This is a genomic window from Streptomyces sp. NPDC101151, assembly GCF_044768335.1.
In the GTDB taxonomy this organism is placed as follows: Bacteria; Actinomycetota; Actinomycetes; order Streptomycetales; family Streptomycetaceae; genus Streptomyces.
The window spans coordinates 19,311-42,076 of record NZ_JBIWPP010000009.1; the positions used below are offsets into that span (position 1 = coordinate 19,311).

General features: G+C 71.7%; 23 protein-coding genes and 3 pseudogenes. 13 read left to right on the forward strand and 13 right to left on the reverse strand.

Annotated elements, in window-relative coordinates:
• Positions 1–68 precede the first annotated feature (68 nt).
• On the forward strand, positions 69–902 hold the full coding sequence (locus ACIRU3_RS18745) for a lysozyme (protein ID WP_404057906.1): 834 nt from the start codon (positions 69–71) through the stop codon (positions 900–902).
• 17 nt (positions 903–919) lie between these two features.
• On the opposite strand, the gene ACIRU3_RS18750 is transcribed toward ACIRU3_RS18745, so the two are convergent.
• Complete coding sequence (locus tag ACIRU3_RS18750) at positions 920–1,159, reverse strand: hypothetical protein (protein WP_404057454.1); 240 nt, start codon at positions 1,157–1,159, stop codon at positions 920–922.
• 125 nt (positions 1,160–1,284) lie between these two features.
• On the opposite strand from ACIRU3_RS18750, the gene ACIRU3_RS18755 reads away from it, so the two are divergent.
• From ACIRU3_RS18755 to ACIRU3_RS18765, 3 genes and pseudogenes are all read left to right on the forward strand, one after another.
• A complete protein-coding gene (locus ACIRU3_RS18755) occupies positions 1,285–2,271 on the forward strand; it encodes a helix-turn-helix transcriptional regulator (RefSeq protein ID WP_404057456.1) in 987 nt (328 codons plus the stop codon).
• A 189-nt stretch (positions 2,272–2,460) separates the two neighbouring features.
• Positions 2,461–2,691: pseudogene (locus ACIRU3_RS18760) on the forward strand (DUF5133 domain-containing protein); the annotation flags it as partial.
• A gap of 210 nt (positions 2,692–2,901) precedes the next feature.
• On the forward strand, positions 2,902–3,639 hold the full coding sequence (locus ACIRU3_RS18765; RefSeq protein ID WP_404057457.1) for a VOC family protein: 738 nt from the start codon (positions 2,902–2,904) through the stop codon (positions 3,637–3,639).
• Positions 3,640–4,775: 1,136 nt separating this feature from the next.
• Here ACIRU3_RS18765 and ACIRU3_RS18770 read toward each other — a convergent pair.
• On the reverse strand, positions 4,776–6,005 hold the full coding sequence (locus tag ACIRU3_RS18770; protein WP_404057459.1) for an MFS transporter: 1,230 nt from the start codon (positions 6,003–6,005) through the stop codon (positions 4,776–4,778).
• A gap of 100 nt (positions 6,006–6,105) precedes the next feature.
• Between ACIRU3_RS18770 and ACIRU3_RS18775 the strand changes: the two genes are divergently transcribed.
• Positions 6,106–7,191 (forward strand): DUF5937 family protein, encoded by a 1,086-nt coding sequence (locus tag ACIRU3_RS18775; protein WP_404057461.1) that lies wholly within the window; start codon positions 6,106–6,108, stop codon positions 7,189–7,191.
• 165 nt (positions 7,192–7,356) lie between these two features.
• Here the strand turns inward: ACIRU3_RS18775 and ACIRU3_RS18780 are convergent.
• Together ACIRU3_RS18780 and ACIRU3_RS18785 are read right to left on the reverse strand one after the other, a co-directional pair.
• Positions 7,357–7,644: pseudogene (locus tag ACIRU3_RS18780) on the reverse strand (Tn3 family transposase); the annotation flags it as partial.
• Between the two features lie 517 nt (positions 7,645–8,161).
• Entirely contained in the window at positions 8,162–8,566 is a 405-nt protein-coding gene (locus tag ACIRU3_RS18785; protein WP_404057908.1) for a VOC family protein, read from the reverse strand.
• Positions 8,567–8,747: 181 nt separating this feature from the next.
• Here ACIRU3_RS18785 and ACIRU3_RS18790 point away from each other — a divergent pair.
• Positions 8,748–8,897, forward strand: a pseudogene (locus tag ACIRU3_RS18790) (hypothetical protein); the annotation flags it as partial.
• A gap of 7 nt (positions 8,898–8,904) precedes the next feature.
• Positions 8,905–9,063, forward strand: coding sequence for a hypothetical protein (locus ACIRU3_RS18795; RefSeq protein ID WP_404057463.1), 159 nt, complete (start codon positions 8,905–8,907; stop codon positions 9,061–9,063).
• A gap of 49 nt (positions 9,064–9,112) precedes the next feature.
• On the opposite strand, the gene ACIRU3_RS18800 is transcribed toward ACIRU3_RS18795, so the two are convergent.
• The 8 genes from ACIRU3_RS18800 to ACIRU3_RS18835 form a co-directional block, all read right to left on the reverse strand.
• A complete protein-coding gene (locus ACIRU3_RS18800; RefSeq protein WP_404057465.1) occupies positions 9,113–10,051 on the reverse strand; it encodes an alpha/beta hydrolase fold domain-containing protein in 939 nt (312 codons plus the stop codon).
• 367 nt (positions 10,052–10,418) lie between these two features.
• On the reverse strand, positions 10,419–10,772 hold the full coding sequence (locus tag ACIRU3_RS18805; RefSeq protein ID WP_404057467.1) for a hypothetical protein: 354 nt from the start codon (positions 10,770–10,772) through the stop codon (positions 10,419–10,421).
• 146 nt (positions 10,773–10,918) lie between these two features.
• Positions 10,919–11,704: a calcium-binding protein gene (locus ACIRU3_RS18810; protein ID WP_404057469.1), complete on the reverse strand. Its 786-nt coding sequence runs from the start codon at positions 11,702–11,704 to the stop codon at positions 10,919–10,921.
• Positions 11,705–11,809: 105 nt separating this feature from the next.
• Positions 11,810–12,550 carry a Type 1 glutamine amidotransferase-like domain-containing protein gene (locus tag ACIRU3_RS18815; protein WP_404057471.1) on the reverse strand — a complete coding sequence of 247 codons (741 nt, stop codon included), beginning with the start codon at positions 12,548–12,550 and terminating at the stop codon, positions 11,810–11,812.
• A 185-nt stretch (positions 12,551–12,735) separates the two neighbouring features.
• Positions 12,736–13,194 (reverse strand): hypothetical protein, encoded by a 459-nt coding sequence (locus ACIRU3_RS18820; protein WP_404057473.1) that lies wholly within the window; start codon positions 13,192–13,194, stop codon positions 12,736–12,738.
• An 80-nt stretch (positions 13,195–13,274) separates the two neighbouring features.
• The gene (locus ACIRU3_RS18825) at positions 13,275–14,186 is read right to left on the reverse strand and encodes a hypothetical protein (protein ID WP_404057475.1); all 912 of its coding nucleotides are present in this window, start codon (positions 14,184–14,186) and stop codon (positions 13,275–13,277) included.
• A 191-nt stretch (positions 14,187–14,377) separates the two neighbouring features.
• Positions 14,378–14,983: a hypothetical protein gene (locus ACIRU3_RS18830; protein ID WP_404057477.1), complete on the reverse strand. Its 606-nt coding sequence runs from the start codon at positions 14,981–14,983 to the stop codon at positions 14,378–14,380.
• Positions 14,984–15,028: 45 nt separating this feature from the next.
• A complete protein-coding gene (locus tag ACIRU3_RS18835; protein ID WP_404057479.1) occupies positions 15,029–16,243 on the reverse strand; it encodes an SMI1/KNR4 family protein in 1,215 nt (404 codons plus the stop codon).
• Positions 16,244–16,400: 157 nt separating this feature from the next.
• Between ACIRU3_RS18835 and ACIRU3_RS18840 the strand changes: the two genes are divergently transcribed.
• The 5 genes from ACIRU3_RS18840 (at position 16,401) to ACIRU3_RS18860 (ending at position 20,700) form a co-directional block, all read left to right on the forward strand.
• Positions 16,401–16,931, forward strand: a complete 531-nt coding sequence (locus ACIRU3_RS18840; protein WP_404057481.1) for a PadR family transcriptional regulator — start codon at positions 16,401–16,403, stop codon at positions 16,929–16,931.
• Between the two features lie 145 nt (positions 16,932–17,076).
• Positions 17,077–18,252, forward strand: a complete 1,176-nt coding sequence (locus tag ACIRU3_RS18845) for a DUF2306 domain-containing protein (RefSeq protein ID WP_404057483.1) — start codon at positions 17,077–17,079, stop codon at positions 18,250–18,252.
• 83 nt (positions 18,253–18,335) lie between these two features.
• The gene (locus ACIRU3_RS18850) at positions 18,336–19,235 is read left to right on the forward strand and encodes a hypothetical protein (RefSeq protein WP_404057485.1); all 900 of its coding nucleotides are present in this window, start codon (positions 18,336–18,338) and stop codon (positions 19,233–19,235) included.
• A 175-nt stretch (positions 19,236–19,410) separates the two neighbouring features.
• Positions 19,411–19,974 (forward strand): molybdenum cofactor biosysynthesis protein, encoded by a 564-nt coding sequence (locus tag ACIRU3_RS18855; protein ID WP_404057487.1) that lies wholly within the window; start codon positions 19,411–19,413, stop codon positions 19,972–19,974.
• 18 nt (positions 19,975–19,992) lie between these two features.
• Entirely contained in the window at positions 19,993–20,700 is a 708-nt protein-coding gene (locus tag ACIRU3_RS18860; protein WP_404057489.1) for a hypothetical protein, read from the forward strand.
• Positions 20,701–20,823: 123 nt separating this feature from the next.
• On the opposite strand, the gene ACIRU3_RS18865 is transcribed toward ACIRU3_RS18860, so the two are convergent.
• Complete coding sequence (locus ACIRU3_RS18865) at positions 20,824–21,981, reverse strand: FAD-dependent monooxygenase (RefSeq protein WP_404057491.1); 1,158 nt, start codon at positions 21,979–21,981, stop codon at positions 20,824–20,826.
• A 109-nt stretch (positions 21,982–22,090) separates the two neighbouring features.
• On the opposite strand from ACIRU3_RS18865, the gene ACIRU3_RS18870 reads away from it, so the two are divergent.
• Positions 22,091–22,648 (forward strand): TetR/AcrR family transcriptional regulator, encoded by a 558-nt coding sequence (locus ACIRU3_RS18870; protein ID WP_404057493.1) that lies wholly within the window; start codon positions 22,091–22,093, stop codon positions 22,646–22,648.
• Positions 22,649–22,766 lie beyond the last annotated feature (118 nt).

Genomic DNA, 22,766 nt, shown 5'->3' on the forward strand with positions numbered 1-22,766 from the left:
TTCGTCGGGCGGAACCCGGAGTGCGGCGCGGCCCAACCGAGGGTCAGATGGATTCCGTGACAAGGCAAATGGCACTGCACCGCCGCCGCTCACGCCGGTTCTTCACCGGCGTCCTGACCGGCCTCCTGCTGACCCTGTCGATCCCCGCGGCCGCGCCCGCGCCGGCCGATTCCCGGTCCCTGCCCATGCGCGGCAGCGCCTACATGGGCATCGGTGTGCTCACCCACGACGGCGTGGACACCGTCGACGACGACACCGTGTCGGTCCCTCGGGTGACCCAGACCGAAGGCGTGGACGTCGCCAGCTACCAGGGCAACGTCGCCTGGTCGACGCTGTGGAGCAGCGGCGTCAGATGGGCATACACCAAGGCCACGGAGGGGACGTACTACAAGAATCCCTCCTTCGCCCAGCAGTACAACGGCGCCTACGACACCGGCATGATCCGCGGCGCCTACCACTTCGCGACGCCGGACAGCACGGGTGGCGCCGCCCAGGCCGACTACTTCGTCGACCACGGCGGCGGCTGGTCCAAGGACGGCAAGACCCTGCCCGGCGCGCTCGACATCGAGTGGAACCCGTACGGTGACGACTGCTACGGCAAGTCCAAGAGCGGCATGGTCACCTGGGTCCGCGATTTCCTGAACCGCTACAAGAAGCGTACGGGCCGCGACGCCGTCATCTACACCGCCACCAGCTGGTGGACGGCCTGCACCGGCAACTACGCGGGCTTCGGCACGACCAACCCCCTCTGGATCGCCCGGTACGCCTCGGCGGTGGGGACACTGCCGGCCGGCTGGTCGACGCAGACGATGTGGCAGTACACCTCCTCCGGGCCCACGGTCGGGGACCATGACAGGTTCAACGGTGCCGTGGACCGGGTGAAGGCTCTCGCCACCGGCTGACGCTCCGTCGGGAGCGCTCAGCCGGCCACCCAGGTGCCGAGCGCTCTCGCCGGCCGGTCGCTGCGCTCCCGGGAGATCCCCTGCGCCGGCCGTGTGCCGCAGCGCGGGCTCATGGGACCGTCGCAGATCAGGATGCCCCGGTACGGATCCACGTCTCCGCTCAGCGGTGACGGACCGGGCAGTGCCCACTGGGCCGGGGCCCGCAGCGGGTGGTCGAGCAGGTGCTCCACCAGCCAAGGAGTGTGGCCCGCGGGCACCTCCGCCCACCCGTGCGCCCTGGCGATCCTCTTCGTTCTCCACCTGAGGAACCATCGGCCCAACAACCGGTGCACCTGGGCGTCGTGGATCCGGCCACGTGTTCCGGGGGCGTCGCAGAACCCATATGCGGGGTCGCAATAGAACGCGGCTGCTCGCGCTGCTCTCACTGCTCCAGACACGCCGTGACTGGTCCGGCGACGACCTTGCCGAGCGCCTCGACATCACCCCGCGCACGGTGCGCCGCGACATCGAACGGCTGCGGGAACTCGGATACCCGATCCTGACCTGCAAAGGACCAGCCGGCGGCTACCGGCTGGATGCGGGCGCCCATCTGCCACCGCTGCTGTTCGACGACGACCAGGCCGTCGCCCTGGCCCTCGCTCTGCAGAGCGCCGCCACCAGCACCACGATCGGCGAGGACGCAGTTCGCGCCCTGGCCACCATCCGCCAGGTCATGCCTCCGCGCCTGCGCCACCGGATCGACCTGCTCCGCGTCACTGCCCTGCGACCGCCGGAGAACGACAGCGCCGCGCCGGTCGACTCCCAGACCCTCGTGGAGCTGAGCAACGTCATCCACACCCACGTCGAGCTCCGCTTCGACTACGGGCACGACCGCGCCGCCACCGGTGAAGACCCCCGCCGGACGCACCCCCACCACCTGATCACGTGGCGCGGCCGCTGGTACCTCGTGGCCTGGGACCTGGACCGCGAGGACTGGCGGACCTTCCGCGTCGACCGGATCCGTCCCCGCACCCCCACCGGCCCTCGCTTCACCCCGCGCGAAATCCCCGGAGGCGACGTCTCCGCCTTCATCACCAGCCGGTTCCGCGGCAACGACGGCACCCGCACCGACTGGCCCTGCCAGGGCGAAGTCATCCTCGACCTCCCCGCCACCGCCGTCGCCCCCTTCGCCCAGGACGGCACTGTCGAAGCACTATGCCCCGACCGATGCCGCCTCACCCTCGGCTCCTGGTCATGGACCGGCCTGGCCAGCATCCTCGGCCGTTTCGACACCACCATCGAAGTCGTCGGCCCACGCGAACTCAACGACGCGTTCGCCCAGCTCGCCGCCCGCTGTGCCAACGCCGCCCGCAACAGCGCCCGGCCCTGATCCGGGCAAGGATGCGCCCGCGTACGCGACGAGGCGCTGGGACAGCGCCGGCGCGGCCGGGCCGCGATGTGACACCGTTCCCCCGAACCGAGGAGTGTGCACTGGTGTTGATGTCCCTTCCAGTCACATTGCGCCAGCTGGGTCAAGGGCTACGAGACACTCGTCGTCGAGGAGACGCTCACCGGAGCCGCAGAGCCGAGCCCGCACCTGCAGGACCTCGCCTACACCCCGTGCGTGTCTACAGGAACGCGCGAGATCACTCATGCCTTGGAGGCCGCCCACTCCTACCTGGCCACGACGGCGACCGCACGGGCCACACAGTCCGAGCCGGTCGCCACAGCGCCCGACCCCGAGTTCCCAGCCCCCGCCGAAGGGCCACGCCTCATCCGAGTGGACCGTTGGCCAGGAGCCTGGGACTGACGCCAGCAGGCCCGGCGGTCGTCCAGAGATCGACTGGTCACGGCGATGAGAGCGTGAAGTGAGCGGTGCTCAACGACTGCGCTTTCGGGGGAGGTGCCCATTTCGTCGGAGAGAGGGGCAGCTCAGGCGGTGGAGGTGGTCACTGTCAGGGTCGGCGTCGCGCTGAATTCCGCACGATTGCCTGATGGGGGATCACCTAGGGTATGCGGCATGACGCTGCACCTTGTTCAGGTGAACTTCAAGGCCCGGGACGACTCGGCGCTCGGCCAGTTCTGGGCGGAAGCGCTCGGCTGGGGGTCTTCCAGCGAAGGGCCCGGCGTCACCAACCTGGAACCCGTGGGCTTCGACTGGCCGGACCCGTCCGCCGTCTGCATCGATCTCGTCCGCGTCCCGGACCCGGAGACGGTGAAGTACCGCGTGCACATCGAGCTCGCCACCACCTCCGACGCCCATCAGGCGGAGTTGGTCGCGCGTCTGAAGGAGCTCGGGGCGACGCTCGTCGATGTGGGCCAGGGTGACGCGCCGTCGACGGTGATGGCCGACCCGGAAGGCAACGTGTTCAGCGTCCTGGAGCCCCGGGAGCTCTACGGGGACACCGGGCCGATAGCCGCCGTGGTCGTGGACTGCGCCGACCCGCGGGCCATGGTCCGGTTCTGGGGCGAGGCGATCGACTGGACCGTCCACGAGCTGACCGACGACCGCGCCCTGCTGCGCTCCGTCAAGGGCGTCGGGCCGTACCTGGAGTTCCGCCGCACGCCCGACGACGAGGTCGTAGGGAACCGCATCCATCTCGACCTGATGTCCGACCCCGTCGAGGATCAGGCGAGGGAGGTCGCCCGGCTCGAAGGCCTCGGCGCGACGCGGGCCGACGTGGGTCAGGGTGATGTCTCCTGGGTCGTCCTGGCCGACCCGGCGGGCAACGAGTTCTGCGTCCTCGGCCGGGGCTGACGCGGAACTCCGTCCGCTCCCTCACGGCGGTGCGGCAGTGCGCGGCGCCGGGCCCCGTCCTTCCCGGAGGCCAACTCACGACAGACTGACCCACACATACGGCAGGAGAGTCCTCTTTCCGCTGTTGGTGGGTAGCGCCCAGGCTTCTGCGGGCGGTCAGTGCAAGAGGTCTCGGTGAGCAGTCGTTGCAGGACTGGAGGCAGACACCTTCGGCATCGGCTGGCATTGGTGCCTGGCTGTCGCAGAGCAGGGCGAACTGCGCACGCCGGACCCCGGTGTGACGTGCCGCTTTTACTACCGCGGCGACAGCCTCTGACCGCTGCGGGCTCGCCGGGCGGGCCAGGGGCACGCTGGAGAGCGTGAGCGGCGCGCTGATCGTCGTGCACCCGACCTCCCGCACGGGTGACCGGAGAGTCACCGGGGCACTCCCAGGGTCCGCACGAGATCCTCGGCACCGCCTACGGCGATCACGATCTGATGGTGTTCCTCGAACAGCCTGGCGCCAGTGCGTTCCACTGATGAGGCTGCTCCCGTAGGTCAGCGACGTCTGCGGTCCAAGACGCCCTGGATAGGGGTTCCGATCATTGCCCTGCTGGACACGGCGACGTCGTCCCGCACACAACGACCGCCTGTTGCCCGGCATTTGCACTGGTCGAAAACATTCTCGTCGCGTCTCGCAATTCGTTCGGGCGTTCAGTCGCTTCGCTGAGGACGAGGAGCGGTTGGGAGACCTGCTGCACCCACCTCGCTCTGCCGAGGTCCAGTCGTCGGGCTCGATACCGCGCAGGCGCACCCGTTTTCCGGTCCAGAACGATGCCATCCCCTATTTGATCACGCCGCATCGCGCGGGATCCAGACCCTCGCCAATCTCTGAGAGGGTGTGTGACCTGGCACTTAAGGGTTGACAAGGCCGAGTTGGGCCACCTTCGGCGCAGGGACGTCGAACGACAGGCTCAAGGAGGTGATGGGGTGTGCGCGGGTTCGGAGACGGGGCTTTCCCGCACCCCTGTACTTCCGTTGTCCGGTCGTCCGGTCGTGCGGTTGTAGTTCCAGCAGCAGGGGCTTACTTTGTCGCGTCCGGCACGGGTCCGCAGGATCGGCCATCGGAGCGGCTTCTTGAGGTGAACGCCGGTGCGTCACCGGCCCGTCCGGCCGACACGGTGATCGCCAACGGCCGTGCTCGGGTGGGCGACGGCGGAGGCGGAGAGGAGCGTCGCGGCGGCGAGGCTGCCCCAGAGGGCAGCTGGGCCGTGGGGTGCGAGAGCGGTGATGACCGCTGGGGAGGCGGCGAGGCCGAAGCCCGTGGAGAGCTGGAAGCGGGCGAGGGCGCGTCCCAGGCCATGGGCCGGGGCGAGGGCGGTGACGAGCGCGGTGGCGCTGCCTGCATAGATGATCTCGCCGAGGGTGCAGACCACGGACACCGCGGCGACGGCCGGGGCACCCCAGCCGTGTCCCAGGGAGGTGGCCGCGAGGAAGCCGAGGTAGGACGCGGTGAGCACCACGCCGGCGATGGCCAGCACGGACCGGCGGGGGAAGCGGGACATCAGGACGGTGACCGGAACCTGCAGGGTGACCACCAGCACCGTGTTGGCCACAAAGATGGCCGCCGACCACACCGGGGAGGCGTGCATCTGCGTCACCAGGACCAGAGGGAGCGCGATTTCGGGGACGTTGAGGCAGAAGACGTAGATCACGTTGGCGGCCAGCAGCGCGCGCATCCGGGGTGCGGGCTCGTCGTCCCTGTCCTTGTCCGCGGCAACGGACGGATGAGCGTGCACGTGGACCGACCACGCCAAGGCCGCCGCGGCGAGGTAGGCGAACCCGGTGACGACTGCCAGCGCCTGCAATGCGGTGGTGCCGCCCGCCAGGCATGCGGTGGCGAGGAGTGCACCGGCGCCCAGGCCGGCGTTGCGCAGCGCGCGGCTCCCCGCGAGGGCGGCGTCGCGTTCCCGGCCGTGGGCGACCGTGGCCACGAGGGCGGCGTGGGCGGCAGGCCATGCCTGGTTGCCGATGCCGAGGAAGAGCGCCGCTGTCGCGAACAGCCAGACGTTCCCTGCCGGGGTGGCCAGCAGCAGCGCCACGCCCAGCACCCGCACCAGCATCGACGCAGCCACGACGGTGCTGCGTGCGCCCCGGTCCAGCCATCGGCCCACCGTGGGCATGCACACCAGACCCGCGACGACGCCGGCTGTCATTGCGGTGCCGGTGACCGGCGCGGACAGCCTGAGCACCGTCACCCCGTAGAGCAGCAGAAAGGGCCGTAGCAGGCCGGTGCCGAGCGCGTCGACGGCCAGGGCGACGGCGTAGCGGGGGCCTCCGGAGGCACGTAGGAGGGCGCGGGGACGGATGCTGGTGGTGGTTGCCATGGCGCCAACGGTTGTGTCGGGCCGCCGGATGCGGCACGCCGGTTGACGGACATCGTCAACCGACGCCGTCGCCGGCCGTCCGACCAGCGATGATAGGGGGATGACGCTGCGCATCGACATCACCGGGCTACCGGCCGAGCGACTGAGGTTCGCCGCCTCCCCGCTGGCCGAGCTGACCGCGATGTTGCACGTCCTGGCCGAACCCGGGCATCACCCGCGGCTGGCCGTCTGGGCCGGGGACGTCTGGGCCGGGCTGCCGCATGAGCTGGCCGAGCGGCTCAGGGAGGCGGAGTTCCTCTGGCGTTCCTCACGAGCCGATTTCCTGGTCCCCGCCCGGCCTCGGCAGACCCTCGCCGAGGAGTTGGACGATGTGGACCGGATCGACGACGAGACCTATGTGACCGCCGCGCTCACCACCACGTGCGGCAGCAACCGGGTCCTCTTCGCTGCGCCGTCGCCGCTCGCCGACGCGACCGCGCGCGAGCGTGCCCTGGAACTGGCCCAGGCCCGCGGCACACTCCAAGAGGCATTCGCGGAGCGGCTGCTCGCGGACCCGGCCGCGGTGCGGGCGCGTGTGCGTCACACCCTCGAACAGTGCGCCGAGGCGTTCTTCGACGCCGCCTGGACAGGCGTCGCCGTGCAACTGGCCACCGACCTGCGTCTGAAGAACGACCTGCTGAAGCGCCAGGGCATCGGGGCGGCACTCGCCTCGGTCTCCGGCGCGGTCACCCTGGCACCGGACGGCGACTGCATCGTCGTGGACAAGCTGCAGGACAACGCGACCGCCGCCCACGGCACCGGGGTCACCTTCATCCCCAGTGACTTCGGCCGCCCGCACCTGGTGGTGGTCCACGCGCCTGGATGGCAGCCGGTGGTGCAGTACCCCGTGGCCGAGCCGAGTCCGTCAGAGTCGGTGTCGCTGGAAACGGTCACCCTCCGGTTGGAGGCACTCGCACATCCGGTACGACTGCGGCTGCTGCGTACCCTGGCCCGCGGCCCGCACACCACTGGCGAGCTGGCCCACGCCTGGGAACTCTCGGCCCCGGAGGTCTCCCGCCACCTCGCCGTCCTGCGCCGCGCGGGCCTGCTCTCAACCCGGCGGCACGGGCGCTACGTCCACTACACCCTCAACCTGCCCGAGACGACGACGCTGGGCACAGACCTGCTGGCGGCCGTCCTGCGCTGAGCAGCTGCGGTATGCCAGAACGCGGGAGCCGGCCGCCTTCGCACCATCGTCAGACGCGGCAGGTCAGCCGGCAGTACCGGCGCGACCGACCGGCTGCCCGAGGGCAGCCGGACAGCGGGCTGGCTGCACCGGGTCCTCCTGTCCGACCGCGCCGACCAGGGCCTGTCACTCCTCGTCGGCGGCGTGCGGGTCCCGTAACGGGCGCAGGCCGCCGGGCAGGTCGCGGAGCTGGAACGAGTAGCGGCCGTGCATGTTGATGTGATGCCGTACGAACTGCGAGAGGCGGGCGACGTCCTCGCCGCGGACATCAAAGCCGTTCGCGCGCAGCTGGTTCACCGCGGCGTCCATGTAGCTCGTGGTGAAGAGCACCGGGGCGTGGTCGAGGACCAGGCCCAGGGCGCCGATCTGATCCTCCATGACGTCCTGGTAGCGCTGGTAGAGCTGCCTGTGCCTGCTTGCGCAGCTCCCACACATGCCTGGTGGCCACCACCGCCGAGAACGCCGGAGTCCGCAAGACCGAAACCGGCGACCTGCCCGCCCCGGCCGCGAACGCCGCGAAGCTGCGGCCCCGCGCCGTCCGCATTCTGCCCGACGCATGACCCGCACCTACGTCACCGACGAACAGCACGAACGCTGGTACATGGCCGAGTGCTGCCGCTGCCGCCACCGCAGGCACGAGGCCGGCACCTGGCCGGACTACGAGGCCGGGTCCCGGCGCCGCAGCAGCACGGCGCCGCCATCCGGCAACAACTCCTTGAACTGCCCGCCCCCGTCGCCGCGGACGCTCTCGGCTACCACGACAAGACCACCGGCCGGCTCCTCGGAGAGACCGGTGGGACCTGGAGCCGATACACCCCCGGCGACCACACCCGGTCACCACGGAGACTGGATTCCGCAGGAAACTCAGGGCAGTTGAACTACGCCACGGAGTGGCAGGCCAGGTCACTCCGTGCCCTGGCCTGCCACTGCCTCACGAAGCCGTCGGTGTCTGCTCGTGGCTGCCATAGGGCCGCGTGATGATCTCCATGCCGTGCCCGGCCGGATCCATGAAGTACAGGCCGCGCCCACCGTGGTGGTGGTTGATCTCTCCAGGCTGCTTCAGATGCGGATCGGCGTAGTACGTGATCCCGGCCTGCCGGATACGCGCGAAGGCCGCGTCGAACTCCTCGTCAGAAATGAGGAACGCGTAGTGCTGCATGACGATCGACTCCGCCGGGATGGCGGCGAAGTCCAGGGTGACCCCGTTGCCGGTGGCCACGGGAATGAACGGGCCCCACTCGATCCCGACCTCAAGCCCCAGGATGTGCGCCAGGAAATCGGCCGACTTACGGTTGTCCCGGGCATGGATGATGGTGTGATTCAACTCGACTGACATGTGTGGAATGCCTCCGCAAGGCAATCTCACGGGCACCTCCATGCCTCACCCGGCCGGTGACCGACACGCGATGCCGTGCCCATGATCCTAAGCAGCGCCGCCCACGTCGTCGAGAGCGTTCCCCGAACGGACGCCGACCACCACACAGCGTCACCGACGCGCTGGATCGGACCGAGAACCGGCGACAGTCGAAGACGCGAGCCCACCAGCATCAACCCCCGAACCGGACGGCGTCTTCGCCTACAACGACGAATATGCAGCGCTGCTGCTGCGCGCCCTGCAGGACGTGGGGATCGACGCCCCCCGCAGACGACTCCGTCGTCGGCTGTGACGACCTGGTGACCGCTGCCCCGCAGCGGCCGGCCCTGACGACGAACCGGCTGGATCCGCCCTCGGCCGCGCAGGTCGCCCGGGTGGTGCACGCACTGATGGGGAACGGCGCCGCCGAACCCCTGCCCGGCATCGAGCCCGCCCTCGTGCGCCGCCGGTCCGCCTGACCGCCCGGCGCGGCATTCGGCATACCGCCGGCCGGACGGTGACGACGGGTCAGGCGGTCAGGTGACGCCGCAGGAAGTCGACGCTCTCCGCGACCACGGCGGGCACTTCGGCGGATCCCAGGAAGATGTGGTCGGCTCCTTCGACGGCGCGCAGCGTCACGTCGGTGCCGGTACGCGTGAGTGCCCGGGCCAGCACCTCGCTCTGGCTGAACGGGACCACCCGGTCGTCCCGGCCGTGGATCAGCAGGAACGGTGGCGGGGTCGCTCCTGCCGCATACGTCACCGGACTTGCGACGCGGGCCCGTTCCCGACGGTCCTCCTCCGTTCCGCCGAGCAGGGCCGGCAGTGGATCGGGGTACGGCGGCCCGCCCGGAACGGGCGGCAGGGTGGGCTGCGAGAGCAGCGACTCGATCTCCGAGACGCCGTACCAGTCGACCACCGCCCGCACACTGCTGTCCTCGTCCGGCACGCCCTCCCGTCCTTCGAGGGAAGCTCCATGGGCGTGCGTGCGGACCAGTCCCGCGAGTGCCGCCAGGTGGCCGCCCGCCGACTCGCCCCAGACGCCGATCCGCTCCGGGGCGATGCCGAAGTGACCGGAGTGCCGCCGTACGTACCGGATGGCCGCCTTGACGTCGTGCAACTGGGCGGGGAAGGGCGCTTCGAGGCTGTGCCGGTAGTCGACGCTCACCAGGGCCAGGCCCGCGCCGAGGACCGCTCCGTGCAGCAGCTCCACGGGCACGGTCGGCGGCGGATAGCGCCGGTCGCCCTCCAGCCAGCCCCCTCCGTGGATCCAGACGACCGCCGCCACGGCTCCCTGTGCGGCCGGTACGTGCACGTCCAGCAGGCGCGGGCGATAGCCCGGTGTCCGGGCGTAGGTCACGCCGTGGAAGCGCCGTACGCCATCGGTGTCGACGAGGGGCGGGACGGGAGCGAGGAACGGGGGCGGTGGCCAGCCCGTGTCGATCGGGGCGGGCGCGGTTGAGGTCATGTCCGGGGCCTTCCGTGTTCAGCCGGAGCGACTGCTCGGGTCTCGTGCTGGCTGGATGTTACACGTGTAACTAATGTCTGGCGAGAGGACGCGCGCGCGTCCTGGAGTACGGCCGGGATCCCGCTGACCGCGGTCCGTGCCGCAGCGCTCGAAAGCCGGTCGGCTCGGGGTCGCCGTCCCCTTGGGCGGCGGTAACCTGCAGAACTCGAAGACCTCGGGGGTGATGAGCACACGCTGTCCGGCCTCGGCGTCCTCGTGCGGGTGATGGATCACGCCGAAGCCGTTGCCCGGGTCGAACCGTGGCACCCTCCCCACAGCCTGTCGGACCATCGGCCGGTTCACCCGAAGCCGTTGCCGGTGGCGCCGTTCACGACGTCATCACGCGCCATGTCGCCGCCGGCCCGGCCGCGTACAGGAGAGCCCCGACCGGCAGTCCGCACCACAGCCGGCCCCCGCGCCACCGGGCCGCGACGGCGAGGGTGGCCCCCACCGCGCAGGCCACTCCCGCCCACGGCAGACCCCACATCGCCGGCATTCCGTTGCCCGTGCAGCGGAACGCGGGGTTCTGCGCCGAGCAGTTGTCCGTGGCGAAGATCGAGATGTAGAAGGCGAACGCGTTCAGCAGCGCTCCGCATCCGGCCGGCAGGCCGACCACGACCAGGTAGGCGGTGGGCCACCGTCCCGGTCCGGTGACGCTCGCTCCGTACACACCGGTGTTCATGATGCCCGCCTCGACCGTGTCGCCCCGTCAGGACGCCACGGTAGGAGCCGCCGGCGGGCGGGGCCTGAGCGCGCGTACTCAGGTCGCCCGTCCCGGCTGCTCACCCGGCAGCCGTCGGCCGCCTTCGCGGTCCGGTGCCCGGCAGGTCAGCCCCCGGTGACGTCGACGTAGTCACCGGTGGCGTCGGCCGGTCCGGTCGTGCCCGTCCCCGCGAAGCTCCAGCGCCAGTAGCCGTCCACGGTGGCCTTGGCCGTGGTCTTCAGCGCGCCGCCGGCTCCGCTGGTCACCGTCTTCATGGTGCTGTACGCGGTGGTGCCGGCCTTGCGGAACTGCAGTTTGACGGCCTGGCCCGCGTAGCCGCCGTAGGTGCCGTTGTCCCAGTTGGCGCGGGTCAGCGCACCCTTGACAGTGATGGTCTTGCCCGCGGCCACCGGCTCGGGGGAGGCGTCTGCGGACAGCTTGGCGGCACGCTTCATCGAGAAGGTGCCCGCGCTGTCCTTCTGGATGAAGTCGAAGTCGTAGGCGTCCACGGAGGTCCAGACGTGCCAGGTGCCGGCGGTGGAGTTGGTGTGGGGCGTACGGGGGCCGATCGTGATGTCGGTGGTGCAGACGGAGGTGGTTTCGCTGCCGGGGGCGGGGGAGCAGGACATCGGAGTGTCGGATCCGGGCCCCGCGTGGCCGTCGGGGTTGTCGAACGAGCCGTGATAGACCCACCCGTAGGCGTCCTTGATTCCCGAGTTGTCGCTCGCGGTGATGCTGAGCGTGAACTTCTTCGTTCCGGTGGCGCCGACCACGACCGGCTTGCCGCCGTTGACGACGACCCGGACGATCTGGGTGTCGCCCTGGCCGGCGTCGGCGTCGGCGGTCGTGACGGCGAGGGCGGACAGGACCAGCCCGCCCGACAGGGCGATGACGGCAGAGCGTATGAACATGAGTCCCCCGAGAGTCAAGAGTTGACCGTTGTGCGCCCGGGTTCGGGGCAGCAGCCGTAGTCGAACGCATGCATGATAATGCCCCGATGCGGCCGCAGCCCCGTCTCAGAACGCCGGAGTCGGCAGCAGCCGCGGCTCGATGCGCTCCTCCACCGTGCGCTCGCCCTGCCGGGAGACCATGTACGCACCCTTGCCGGGCAGTTCCGCCACGGCTTCGACCAGTCGGGTGCCCCGGTAGACCAGGCCGACCCCGTCGTCGGTGCAGTGGGTCGTCGGGAGGGTGCCGTCCGCGACCAGGCGGTGGATGAGCGGGCGCCGGCCCGTGTCGGAGTCGTAGTGCACGCCGTTGCCGTACGGCAGCAGGCCGAGGCCGTTGGTGACCGGGCGCAGCTCGGGTCCGAAGGAGTCCGTCGTGCCGCCCCGGAACCAGCAGATGGAGCCCGCGCTCACTCCGGCGAGCACCACGCCCGCCTGCCAGGCACGGCGCATGACGGCGTCCAGGTCGTGCACCCGCCACACGGCGAGGAGATTGGCCACCGAGCCGCCCATCACCCAGACCACGTCGTGCCCGAGGACCGTGCCCTCGATGTCGTCGATGTTCGGCATGGGGAACAGCTGCAGCGGGGTGAGGTCGAAGCCCGCCACCCGGGCCGCCTCGGAGACTCGCGCCGTGACGTGTTCCGCGTCCCCGACGGCGGTGCCGACGTACAGGATCCGGGGGCGCCTGCCGTGGACGCCGGAGAGGTCGACCGCGTGGTGGACCAGCGCGTCGAAGAGCAATCTGGTGCGTCCGCCCACCCGGTGCCCTCCGGACGTGGCGAGGATGGTCGGTTCCGGTGCCGTCACGCGTGTGATCGTATCGCGGTGACTCCCGTGGCGGCCTCGGCCGGTGGCGGGGGTGAGGCGGCTCCGGCGAACGTCTCCGGACCGGCGGGATGCGCAGCCGAACGGTCCGGCACGGGCGGGTCGTCGGGTCGGCCGCGAGCCCCGGCGCCCGCTCGGTGGGCGCCGGGGCTCGCGGGTGCCGGTCGTCAGCCCTGGCTGCAGTAGTCGACCCAGCGGTGCGAGGAGACGTTGTTGTTGAGGCTGTCGCCGAAGCCCGGCTTCCCGGAGTCGTAGGTGAAGTGGTACCGGCCGGTGGTGAGGTCGGGCCAGCGGTCACCCTGGCTGATGCAGGCGTGCGCGCCTGTGGCGTTGAGACCCCAGTACAGGTCGACGGCGTCGTTGCCGCCCGCGTAGCCGTTGTTCCAGATGTCGGAGACCAGGTTGCGGCACGAGCCCCAGCTGTCGGCGTTGCCCAGCCAGGAGCAGGTGTTCCCGCCGCCGTTCGGCTGGGTGTACACGTGCAGACGCCCGTCGGCGGCCGCGAGGCGGGGCGCCTTGGCCGGCTGCCCGCCCGACTCCGCCGCACTGGCGCTGGACAGCGGGGCGACGAGCACGGTGAGGGCCGCGGCAGCGGCGGCGACGGTGAAGGCACGCTTGATGGACATGGGTCTCCCTCGTTCTGTGATGGGTGGGGTGGTGCGCCGCGGCTCGCCGGCCGCGGTGGTCGGTGTGGAGAGGCCGGGGCTCAGCCGGCGCGCGCGATGACCTCGCGGGCGCGGGGCAGCGCCTCGCGGGCCAGGCGCGCACGGTCGGCGGTCTCCCTGGGGTGGCGCCGGGCCAGCTGGGAGCGGTACTTGGCGTCGAGTGACTTGGCCGTGGAGGCCAGCCCCGTGGACTGGGCGCAGGTCGCCTCGGCGGTGGCCTGGCGGACCTCCTTGCCGTGCGGCCATTCCCGTTCCGGTGCGGTGGCGGCGGTGCGCGCCTCGGCCGGGCTGCCGTAGGAGTAGCCCTTGCCGCGCATGCAGTGCGCCCACGCCCCGGTGGCCGCCCGGTACCGCTTGTCCTGCAACACGAGGCCGATGCGCAGCCCGGCCAGGCTGCTGGTGACACGGGTGGCCCGGAACCAGGACGACAGGTCCTGGTACAGCCGCCGTTCCGCGTCGGCGACACACCCCTGGTCGCTGTGCGTGACCAGCTGACCGGTCGGCAGTCGGGCGGTGAGTCCGCTCGGCCGGGGCCCGTTGATGGCGCTCAGCAGCACGGTTCTGCGGTCGGCCGGCTGCGACCGGAAGTACCGCTGGTTGGGATCCCGCACGACCTCCGCCGCACGCTTACGATGCAGGTCGTTGCCGTAGCCGTGCGTCGTGGCCCAGCGCACGTCGTCCATGACGTAGGGGAAGCGGTGCGACGAGTCGTCGGGCTCGCGGTCCTCGATCCAGTACTTGTATCCCTGCTTCTCCATGCACCTCTTGATGAGCAGCTGCTCCGCCAGGTGAAGCGTGCCCTCCGCGTCGCCCGGCGCCCGTCGGACCTGGCCGGCGGGACGGTCGGGCGCGGACCCGTGGTCCGAGGCGGAGCAGCCCGCGAGGGTGGCCGCGGCGACGCAGGCGAGCGCGGTCAGTCGGCGGGCGGTCGGTCTCGTTCCTGAGGTCTTCACGGAGCACTTCCTCGGTCGGCGGTGCGGCACCCGGGAGACCGTTGGGAGAGCTGCGGAATATGAGCAACTACCGTGTGACGCACGCCACATGAGGTGACGGGCGGGTCGGGCGATGTCCCCCTTGCCGCCTGTCGGTGCAGCCGTGCAGCCGTGCAGCGGGTGCAGCCGTGCTGTGTGAGCGGACGCGCGCTCTAGAACGACGGGCCCGCGAACGGGGGCAGCTGCCGGAAGTGCTCGTGGAGGGTGACCGTCGGGGTGATGCGGTTCAGCGCTGCCCGCACCAGAGTGAGGGGGTGGTCGGGGAACTGGGCGTCCCACTGCTCGTCGTCGCCCACGTGGCACGGCAATCCGCCGAACTGCCCGCCGGCGGAGTACGGGTGGGGGCGGAAGTAGGCCTCCGGCCCCACCTGGGCCATCACCGTGGCCTCGCGCATACCGGTCAACGCGCCCTCTGCGGCCTGCACCTTGAGAACGGTGCTGCATCCCGCCTTCGGCACGGTCCACGAGCCGAGGAACACCTGACCGTGCGGTCCGCCCGGCCGCGGCACTTTCACCAGCTGACGGACCGCCGGAACGTCATGCAGGGTTCCCGGCACCGCCTCGATGAGCCCGCCGCCGGCCGCGCCCACGCCCGCCGCGAGTGCGGTCCGCAAGCGGTCGAATTCGTGCAACGGGGCGGGCAGATCGGGGCGGAGGGGAAAGAAGTGGACCGACAGCACGACACCCGCCGTGTCCGTCCACACGCCGGGCTCGCGTTCGGTGAAGCCGGTCAGATCGAGGCCGGTGATGGGAGTCATGTCGATCATCATGCCGGGCGAGGGGCATCCGCCGGCCGCCAGGGGTCAGTCGTCTCCCTCCTCGAAGCTCTCGATGTCCTCGATGCCCTCGAACGCGGCGAACTCGACGGGGTCGTCGTCCTCGTCCAGGACACACAGGCCGATCGTGCTGAGCCGGCCGCGCTGCCAGGCCAGGAGCGTGTCGATCAACCCCAGTTCCAACGGCGGCCCCTGGTCCGCATGCCGGGGCCAGAACACGAGGGGCCACTCGTCGGGCCGGTCGCCCTCGGTGAGCCAGCCCAGGTAGTCGCCGTCGATGGAGTCGGCGAAGGGCAGGAATCCGCCGGGCGAAGGGAACGTGGCGAGGGGATACCACTGCGGGTGGCCGGACCGCAGCGACTCGTAGGCCTCGAGCGTCTCGTCGACGAAGGCGGTGAAGCGCGGTGCCGTGGTCCGCAGCGGTTCCGGGAAGCGCAGCCAGCCGCTCCAGCAACCGCTGCCGTAGGTCTCCATCAGCCGCACATACTCCGCGGGCAGTGGTGTGCCCAACTGCTCGAACAGCCCCTCCCAGCTGCCGTCGCCGAGGCGTGGTCCGGCCGGCGGGGGAGTCAGCAGGCGCAGGGCGTCCAGGCCCGTACCGGTCTCCAGGGCGATCCGGCGCTCGGCCTCGGTCAGCCGGGGTGCGGCGGGCGCGGGCGGGGTCCATCGCCCGGCGGTGTCCAGGAAGGCGGTGCGTGCGAAGGTGCCGGGCAAGGGGCCCATCAACGGGCCCGGCGGGGAGGGGAGTTCCCAGGTGTCGCGGACGGTGTGGCGCAGGTAGCCGGTGAGCGTGAGGTCGTACCGGTGCCAGGGGAGCAACCCGCTGCCGGGCACGGGCCCCTGGTGGGTGACGACCACCGTCCACTCGTCGGGGTCGTCGGACACCGAGGTGTCCCAGAACAGTGTGTCACCGCCCCGGCCGCAGCCCCAGGCCAGCAGCCCGCCCGGCGCCGGGTGCAGCGACGGCCGCTCGTCCTCCGGCAGGCCCCGCGCCTCGATCCGGGCCTCCCGGTGCGTGGCCCACAGCCACTTGCCGTAGTCGAACCTCCCCGGCTGCACGCACGGCACATGGATCCAGAGGAACTCCCCGAAGTCCACCGGCCCGTACCGGTCGGCCAGCAGCTTGTAGTCCGCGGGCAGCCGCGTCCCCAGCCACTCCTCCACGGCCGCCCAGTCGACGGGGACGGGCGCGGGCGGGCGTTCGGCGTCCGGCTCGGCGAACTCGGCCAGGTCCACGGTCACGTGCTTCCCTTCGGGTGATCATCGGATGGGCCGGATTCTGCCACCGGCGGTCACCGGGGCCGCCGCCAGGCAGACTTCGCGCCGATTCGATCCGTTCGCCGCAGGGGCCCCGCCTCGCGGTCGGCTTCCGCGCCTGGCTCACGGTACGGTCGGCTCCATGGCTGACCCGCGGCTGACCACCTCCTCCTTCCTCGTGCTCGGCATCATCGACAAGTTGGGCGAGGCCAGCGCCTACGACGTGAAGGTGGAAGCCGGCCGCACCGTCGCCCCCTTCTGGTCGGTGCCGCACGCGCAGGTGTACGCGCAGTGCGACCGCCTGCTGGCGGCCGGACTGCTGATCCAGGTGCGCCGGGAGAGCGGACGCAACCGCCGGGTGCTGACGCTGACCGACCAGGGGCGGCGAGCCCTGGGACAGTGGCTCGCCGACCCCGAGTTCGTCCCCGTGGAGGCCCGTGAGCGCGGCATCCTGAAGCTGTGGTTCGGGGCCCGCCCGGAACTGCTCGCCCCCGTCCAGCTCGCCGAACACGAAGGCACCTTGGGCGAGTACGAGCAACTGGCAGAAGACGTGGGCGAGTTGCTGACCGCCGGCCAGCGGGAGGCGCTGGAGTTCGGTATCCGCTACGAGCGGATGATGGTGGACTTCTGGGACTGGGTCCGGCAGCGGGGCGAACGCGCACCGGGCCGTTGACCGTGCGTCGGGCCGTGGTCGGCCGTACATCGGGCTGACGGACCGTTGACCTTCGCGACAACCGGCTCTACCGTCGGTAACCCTTCAATAGTCCAGAAGAGACTATGGCGGTTGGTCCGGGGCCGCCCGAGAGCAGGGAGTCGCCGTGCGTCCTTGGACGAACACCACCTGGCGCCGTGTCGCCACCGTCACCGTGACCGCCGTGTGCGTGGGCTACGCGCCCATCGCGATGACCGAGCTGTGGCCCTACGCCCGCCCCGGCGCCCCCGCGTTCGGGGAGTCGCTCCTTGCGCACGCGGTCTCGCCCGGCTATGTCGCCGACGCCCTCGCGACCCGCATCGCGCCCTACCGGCACAGCCTGGTCCCGATGATCGTGCACTCCGTCCTCGGCGGACTGCTCATGCTGCTGGGCCCCGCACAGCTGCTGACCGCGGCGCGCCGACGCAGCCGTCTGCACCGCGCCCTCGGGATCCTGTTCGCGGTCACCGTGTACGCCTCGATGGCCGGCGCCGGTCTCTATCTCGCCCGGACCGCGCCCCGGGACGCCTTCAGCGGCGCCGCCTTCTGGATCGTCCTCGCCACGATCCTGGTCGGCACCGTCCTGAGCGTCACCTTCGGCATCTTCGCGGCCGTCGCCGGCTTCCCCGACCTGCACCAGCGCTGGATGCTCCTGTGCTACGGCTTTCTGCTCACCGCGCCGCTGCTGCGGCTGGAGTGGGGCGCCCTGCCGGCCGTGCTGCCCGGGCTGCCGATGACGGAGATCAACCGGGTGGCCATCATGCACCTCGGGTCCCTCGTCGTGTTCGGCGCGCTGCTCGCCTCGCGCGCCCGGGACCGCCGGGACACCGTCGAGGGCCTCGGCCGCTCCTGGGCGCCGCTGCCCGTGACCGCCGCCGCACACCTGGCCGCGGCGGCCGCCCTGGGCTGGCTCGGGCACGCGTTCTCCGGGTACGGCACGGCCGGGCGCCGGCTGCTGGCCGCCTACCTGGTGCCGTACGCCGTGGCACACGCGGTGATGGCCCTCGGCGCCCGGCGAGCCGCCCGGCAGGACCGGCCCTGGGCCCGCGAGGAGTGGCGGATCCATCTGACCGGGCTGTGCCTGGCGCCCGTGCTGTCGGCCGGGGCGGTCGTGGTCTTCTCCCACACGCCGGGACTCGACCGGTTCACCGCGCTGACGGCGGGCGTCGCCATCGGCTGCGGGCTCACCGCCTTCGGTGCCACCCAGGTGGTGAGCCTGCGCCTGATGTACGCCCGTGAAGTCCGCCGACGCTCCGCACCGGCGCCGCTGCCCGTCGCGCGGCCGACGACTCCGGTGTCGTAAGGAGCACCCCGAGTCCCGTCCTCAGCGCGTCCCCGTCCCCGTCCGCGTCCCCGTCCCCGTCCCCCCGGAAACGGAACCCTCCCATGGCAGAATCCGCCGGACCGGCCCGCACCGCCGCGCCGGAACCCGAATCGGGCAGGCCGCTGTCGGCCGGGGTCGCCCTCCTGGCCACCGCGGTCGCAGTGATCAACCTTCTCGTCGGCGGCGCTCTCACGGCCGTCGCCCTCACCGGGCATGTCCTCGGCGCCTGGCCCTCGCCGGACCCGCTGAACCCGGGGCTGATCGGCGCGGGCATGCTGGGCACCGCCCCGGCGCTGTTCGGCCTCTCCCGCACCCGTACCTGGGAGCAGGCCCGCACTCTCGTCCTGCCGCTCGTCGTGGTCCTGGCCGGTCTCTTCGCGGTCAGCCTGGTCAACGCCGGCCGGCTGTACCTCGCTCACGGCGGCCCGATCGTCTCCGTGCTGTTCAGCCTCGGCTGGCTGTTCGTGCTGGGGCTGCTGTGCGTGGCGGCGGTCATCTGCCTCGCCGGGCAACTCCTCGGCCGGTCCGGACCTGCCGTCCCGCGCACCGCACCGCTGCCCGGCTGGTCGAAGCCGCCCCTCGCCGTCCTCGGCTCGTCCTGGCTGGGCATCGGCACCGGACTGCTGCTCCGCCCCGCCTTCTGGGCCGACTTCGTGCCCTGGCAGACCGATCGCGCAGACGCCCAGGCCCTCGGCGTCTGGGCCCTCGCCCTCGGGGTGGGGGTGCTGGGCTCCCTCGCCGAGGACGACCTCGACCGCACCCGCCCCGCCCTGCTGTCCCTGCCCGGCACGGCCTTCGCCATGACGGTCGTCCTGGCCGCGCGCGCCCCGCACGTCGACTGGTCCTCCGGGCCCGGACTGAGCCTGATCGGCATGGTGGCCGGCCTGCTGGCCGCCGGGGTGAGCGGCCGTCTCCTGCTCAGGGGCGGTGCCGCCGGTGAGGCCATGCGGAGCACTGGCTGAGGGCTGTCCCGTAGTCACCGGTTGCTCAGCGCGCGGCGTCGGATGCGGTGCATCGCGAGGCGGAGGGTCGTCCTCGTACTGGGCGTATTCCGGCGATCCGACAACGCGGCGAGGTGCCGTAGCTGTCGCGTCCTGCGCCCGTCGGGGACTACGGGGCAGCCCTTAGGATCGAGGCGTGCTGCACGTGGAAATCGTCGAGTTGCTGGTCTCTCCGGTGCACCGGCTCGTCGGTCGTCCGGGCGACGGCCCGCCCGAGCTGCCGTGCGCCGACCTGGTGACGACGGCCGAGATCCGCGCGGGACTGGGCATCGTCGGTGACCGCTACTTCAACCGGCCCGCCCACCGCAATGCGTCGATCACCCTCATGGCCGTCGAACGCCTGCCGAAGCAGAGCCCGGCCGAAGCCGGTCTGCTGCACACGCGGCGCAACGTTCTGCTCCGCGGCGTGGACGTCGACGCGTACATCGGGGCGACGGTCTTTCTCGACTGCGGCACCGGGCCCGTGGACCTGGAGGTACGCAGAGCGGCCAGGCCCTGCGCGTGGATGGACACCACGCTGGGGCCCGGAGCCCAGCGGGCGTTGCGCGGCGGCGGGGGAGTCCGCTGCCGTCCGCTGACCGACGGGATCCTCACCGTGGGACCCGCCGAGTTCGGGGTGCGGGAGGCACCGCAGGTGCCGCGGGACGGCGCAACCGTGGGATCCGCCGAGCCCGGGGTGCGGGAGACTCCACGGGCATAGCGGGACGGCGCACGGCAGATGAGTACGACGACTCAGGCGCTCGCCCCGGAGATCATGAAAGCTGAGGGCATGACAACGCGCTCACCGATCGCTCCGGTTCCGTACCCGACCCACGCACCGCGGCCCGCACCGTCACGGCCGCGCCGCCGGCTGCTCGTGGGCGCGGCGGCCCTGATCGTCGTCGCCGCGTGCGGCGCGGTCGCCGTCTGGTGGCCCGAGGGTGCGGAGAACGGCCCGCTGGCCGGCCGTCCCCGGGTCACCGACACGCGCGCCGGACTCTCCTACGCCGTGCCGGACGGCTGGAAGCACGACTCGGCCAAGGACAAGGATCTGATCGGCGCCTTCTCCTCGCAGATGAGCAGGACCGCGGGCGCCTCCTCGTCGGGCGGCGCCACCGTACTGGCCGGCCGGGCCGGTCGGCCCGTGCCGCGCGCCGAGCTGGGCCGGGCGACCGAGAGCGCCGCCCGCTCCAACGCCGAGTTCTTCTACCCCGACCGGCCGGCCACCCTGGAGAAGTCGCACGCCACCGAACTCGACGGCCGGCCCGCGCAGACGGCCGTCCTGCGCATCCGGAACGGTGACGACGGCACCGCCCGCCTGGAGATGACCCTGGTGACGGTCGACGGCGAACGCACGGCGTTCCTTCTGGGGATCAACACGGACGCGGCCGACGCGAAGGTCACGGCGGACATCCATGCGGTCGTGGCCGACGCCACGGTCGGCTGACGGCATCGGCATCGGCGCCGGAACGGTCACCGGCTCACCGGGTGGGTGAGCCCCGGACCGTGCCCGCACTGCGTAGTGCCCGAGAGCAGCGGCTCGGGGCATGCGGAGTCGGCAGCACCCGGCTCACCCCAGCCTCGGCGGCTGCCAGTCGGCGTGTCGCAGGATGCTCCGGACCGTCGCCCGGGACGGGGCGAGCCGCAGCGCGGTGTTGCGCAGGGCGACGGCCACCGGATGGGACAGCTGTTGGCCCATCCGGCCGGCCTGCCGGGCCGCTCGGGCCACCGACTGCGCGCGCGGGCGGCGCTCGGCGTCGTACCGGGCCAGCGCCGATGCGACCGTGGGCGCGCCGGACAGCGCCGCGGCCAGCGTGGCGGCATCCTCCAGGGCCTGGCAGGCGCCCTGGCCGAGATGCGGGGTCATGGCATGGGCCGCGTCGCCGAGGAACGCGATCCGGTCGGCGACGAAGGTGGGCAGGGGAGTCACCAACTCGTGGATGTCATGGTGCAGTACGGCCTCGGGGCGGGTCGCCTCCAGGAGTGCCGGGATGGGTTCGTGCCATCCGCTGAACCGGTGGCGCAGCCCGCCGAGCGGGTCCGCGTGGCGCACACCGGCCGGGGAGTTGAGCACCGCGTGCCACTCGGCGCGCCCGTCGGCGAAGGCGATGTGCCCGAACTCCGCGCCCTGTCCCCAGGTCAGCTCGAAGTCGGTGCTCAGCTCCATCGGATGCTCGGTGATGGCGCGCAGGACCGTCGAGCCGCTGTAGACGGGGCCGGGATGGTCCGGGAACACCTGGCCGCGGAGCCGGCTGCCCACGCCGTCGGCCGCGACGACCAGATCCGCTTCCAGGATCCCCTCGGCGGCCGGGACCGCGACCCGGTCGGGAGCCGAGCGGTCGACCGACGGTACGGACACGCCCACGAGCAGGTGCTCCGGAGGCAGCGCAGCGCGCAGCAGGGCGTGCAGCGTGGCTCGCGGGATGCCGACGACGGGCGTGCCCAGCTCGTGCGCGAGCGCGGCTCCGTCCATGCGTGCCAGCAGGCCGCCCGAGGGGGTGCGGGTGCCCCCGGTGTACTGCGGCCGGGCCGCCGCACGCACCGCCGCGCCGACGCCGAGCGCGTCCAGCGCGCGGAGCCCGTTGGCGTGCAGGGAGATGCCCGCACCCGCGTCGGCCAGGGTGGCGGCGCGTTCGAGGACCGTCACCTCCCAGCCGATCCGGCGCAGGCCGATCGCCGCGGCAAGCCCCCCGATGCCGCCCCCGACCACCACCGCGGCCCCACTCATGCCGACCCCCTCCGCAAGCACATTCCTTCTACAGATGTAGAAGGAGGGTACCCGGGCTCTCTACAGGTGTAGAAGCGGGGTGTAGAAAGAAGATGTGCAGAAAGAAGGGGTGCCGATCGATCGACGTACTCTCCTCGCCGACGCGGCCATCGGCGTGCTCGCCGACGCCGGAATGCGCGGACTGACCCACCGTGCCGTGGACCGCGCGGCCGGCCTTCCGTCCGGCACCACCTCTGCCTACTACCGCACCCGCCAGGCACTGCTCATCGCACTCGTCCGGCGTCTGGTGGCACTCGACCAGGCGGAACTGGAGGAGATCGGCGGCAGGACACCGCCTCTGCGGAACGCGAGCGAGCTGACGGCGGGCCTCGTGGCCTTCACGGAGCACAGGCTCGCGGGGGAGGGGCGGAGGCGCTCCCTCGCGCGTTATGCGTGCGCCATCGAGAGCGTGCACCACCCGGAGCTGTGCGAGATTCTGGTGCCGCGCGAGAACCTCGCCCGGCAGGCCGTGCGGGATTTCCTGGCCGCACGGGGGGTGGCGGATGTCGAGGAACGGACGGTCACCCTGCTGACCTGCGTGGACGGATTGGTCTTCGACCGGCTGGTGAACGGCGGGAGCGTGAGCGGACAGGAGATCCACGGCTTGGTGGCGGCGGCCCTGCGCTGAGCCGTACGACGACGGCGGCGTCGCCTCCCAGGGCCGGGGGGGCGACGCCGCACATAAAAAACCGTGCCGGGACCTCAGAACCCCCACCCCGTTAACTGGATGATTCCCGCGAGGCCGT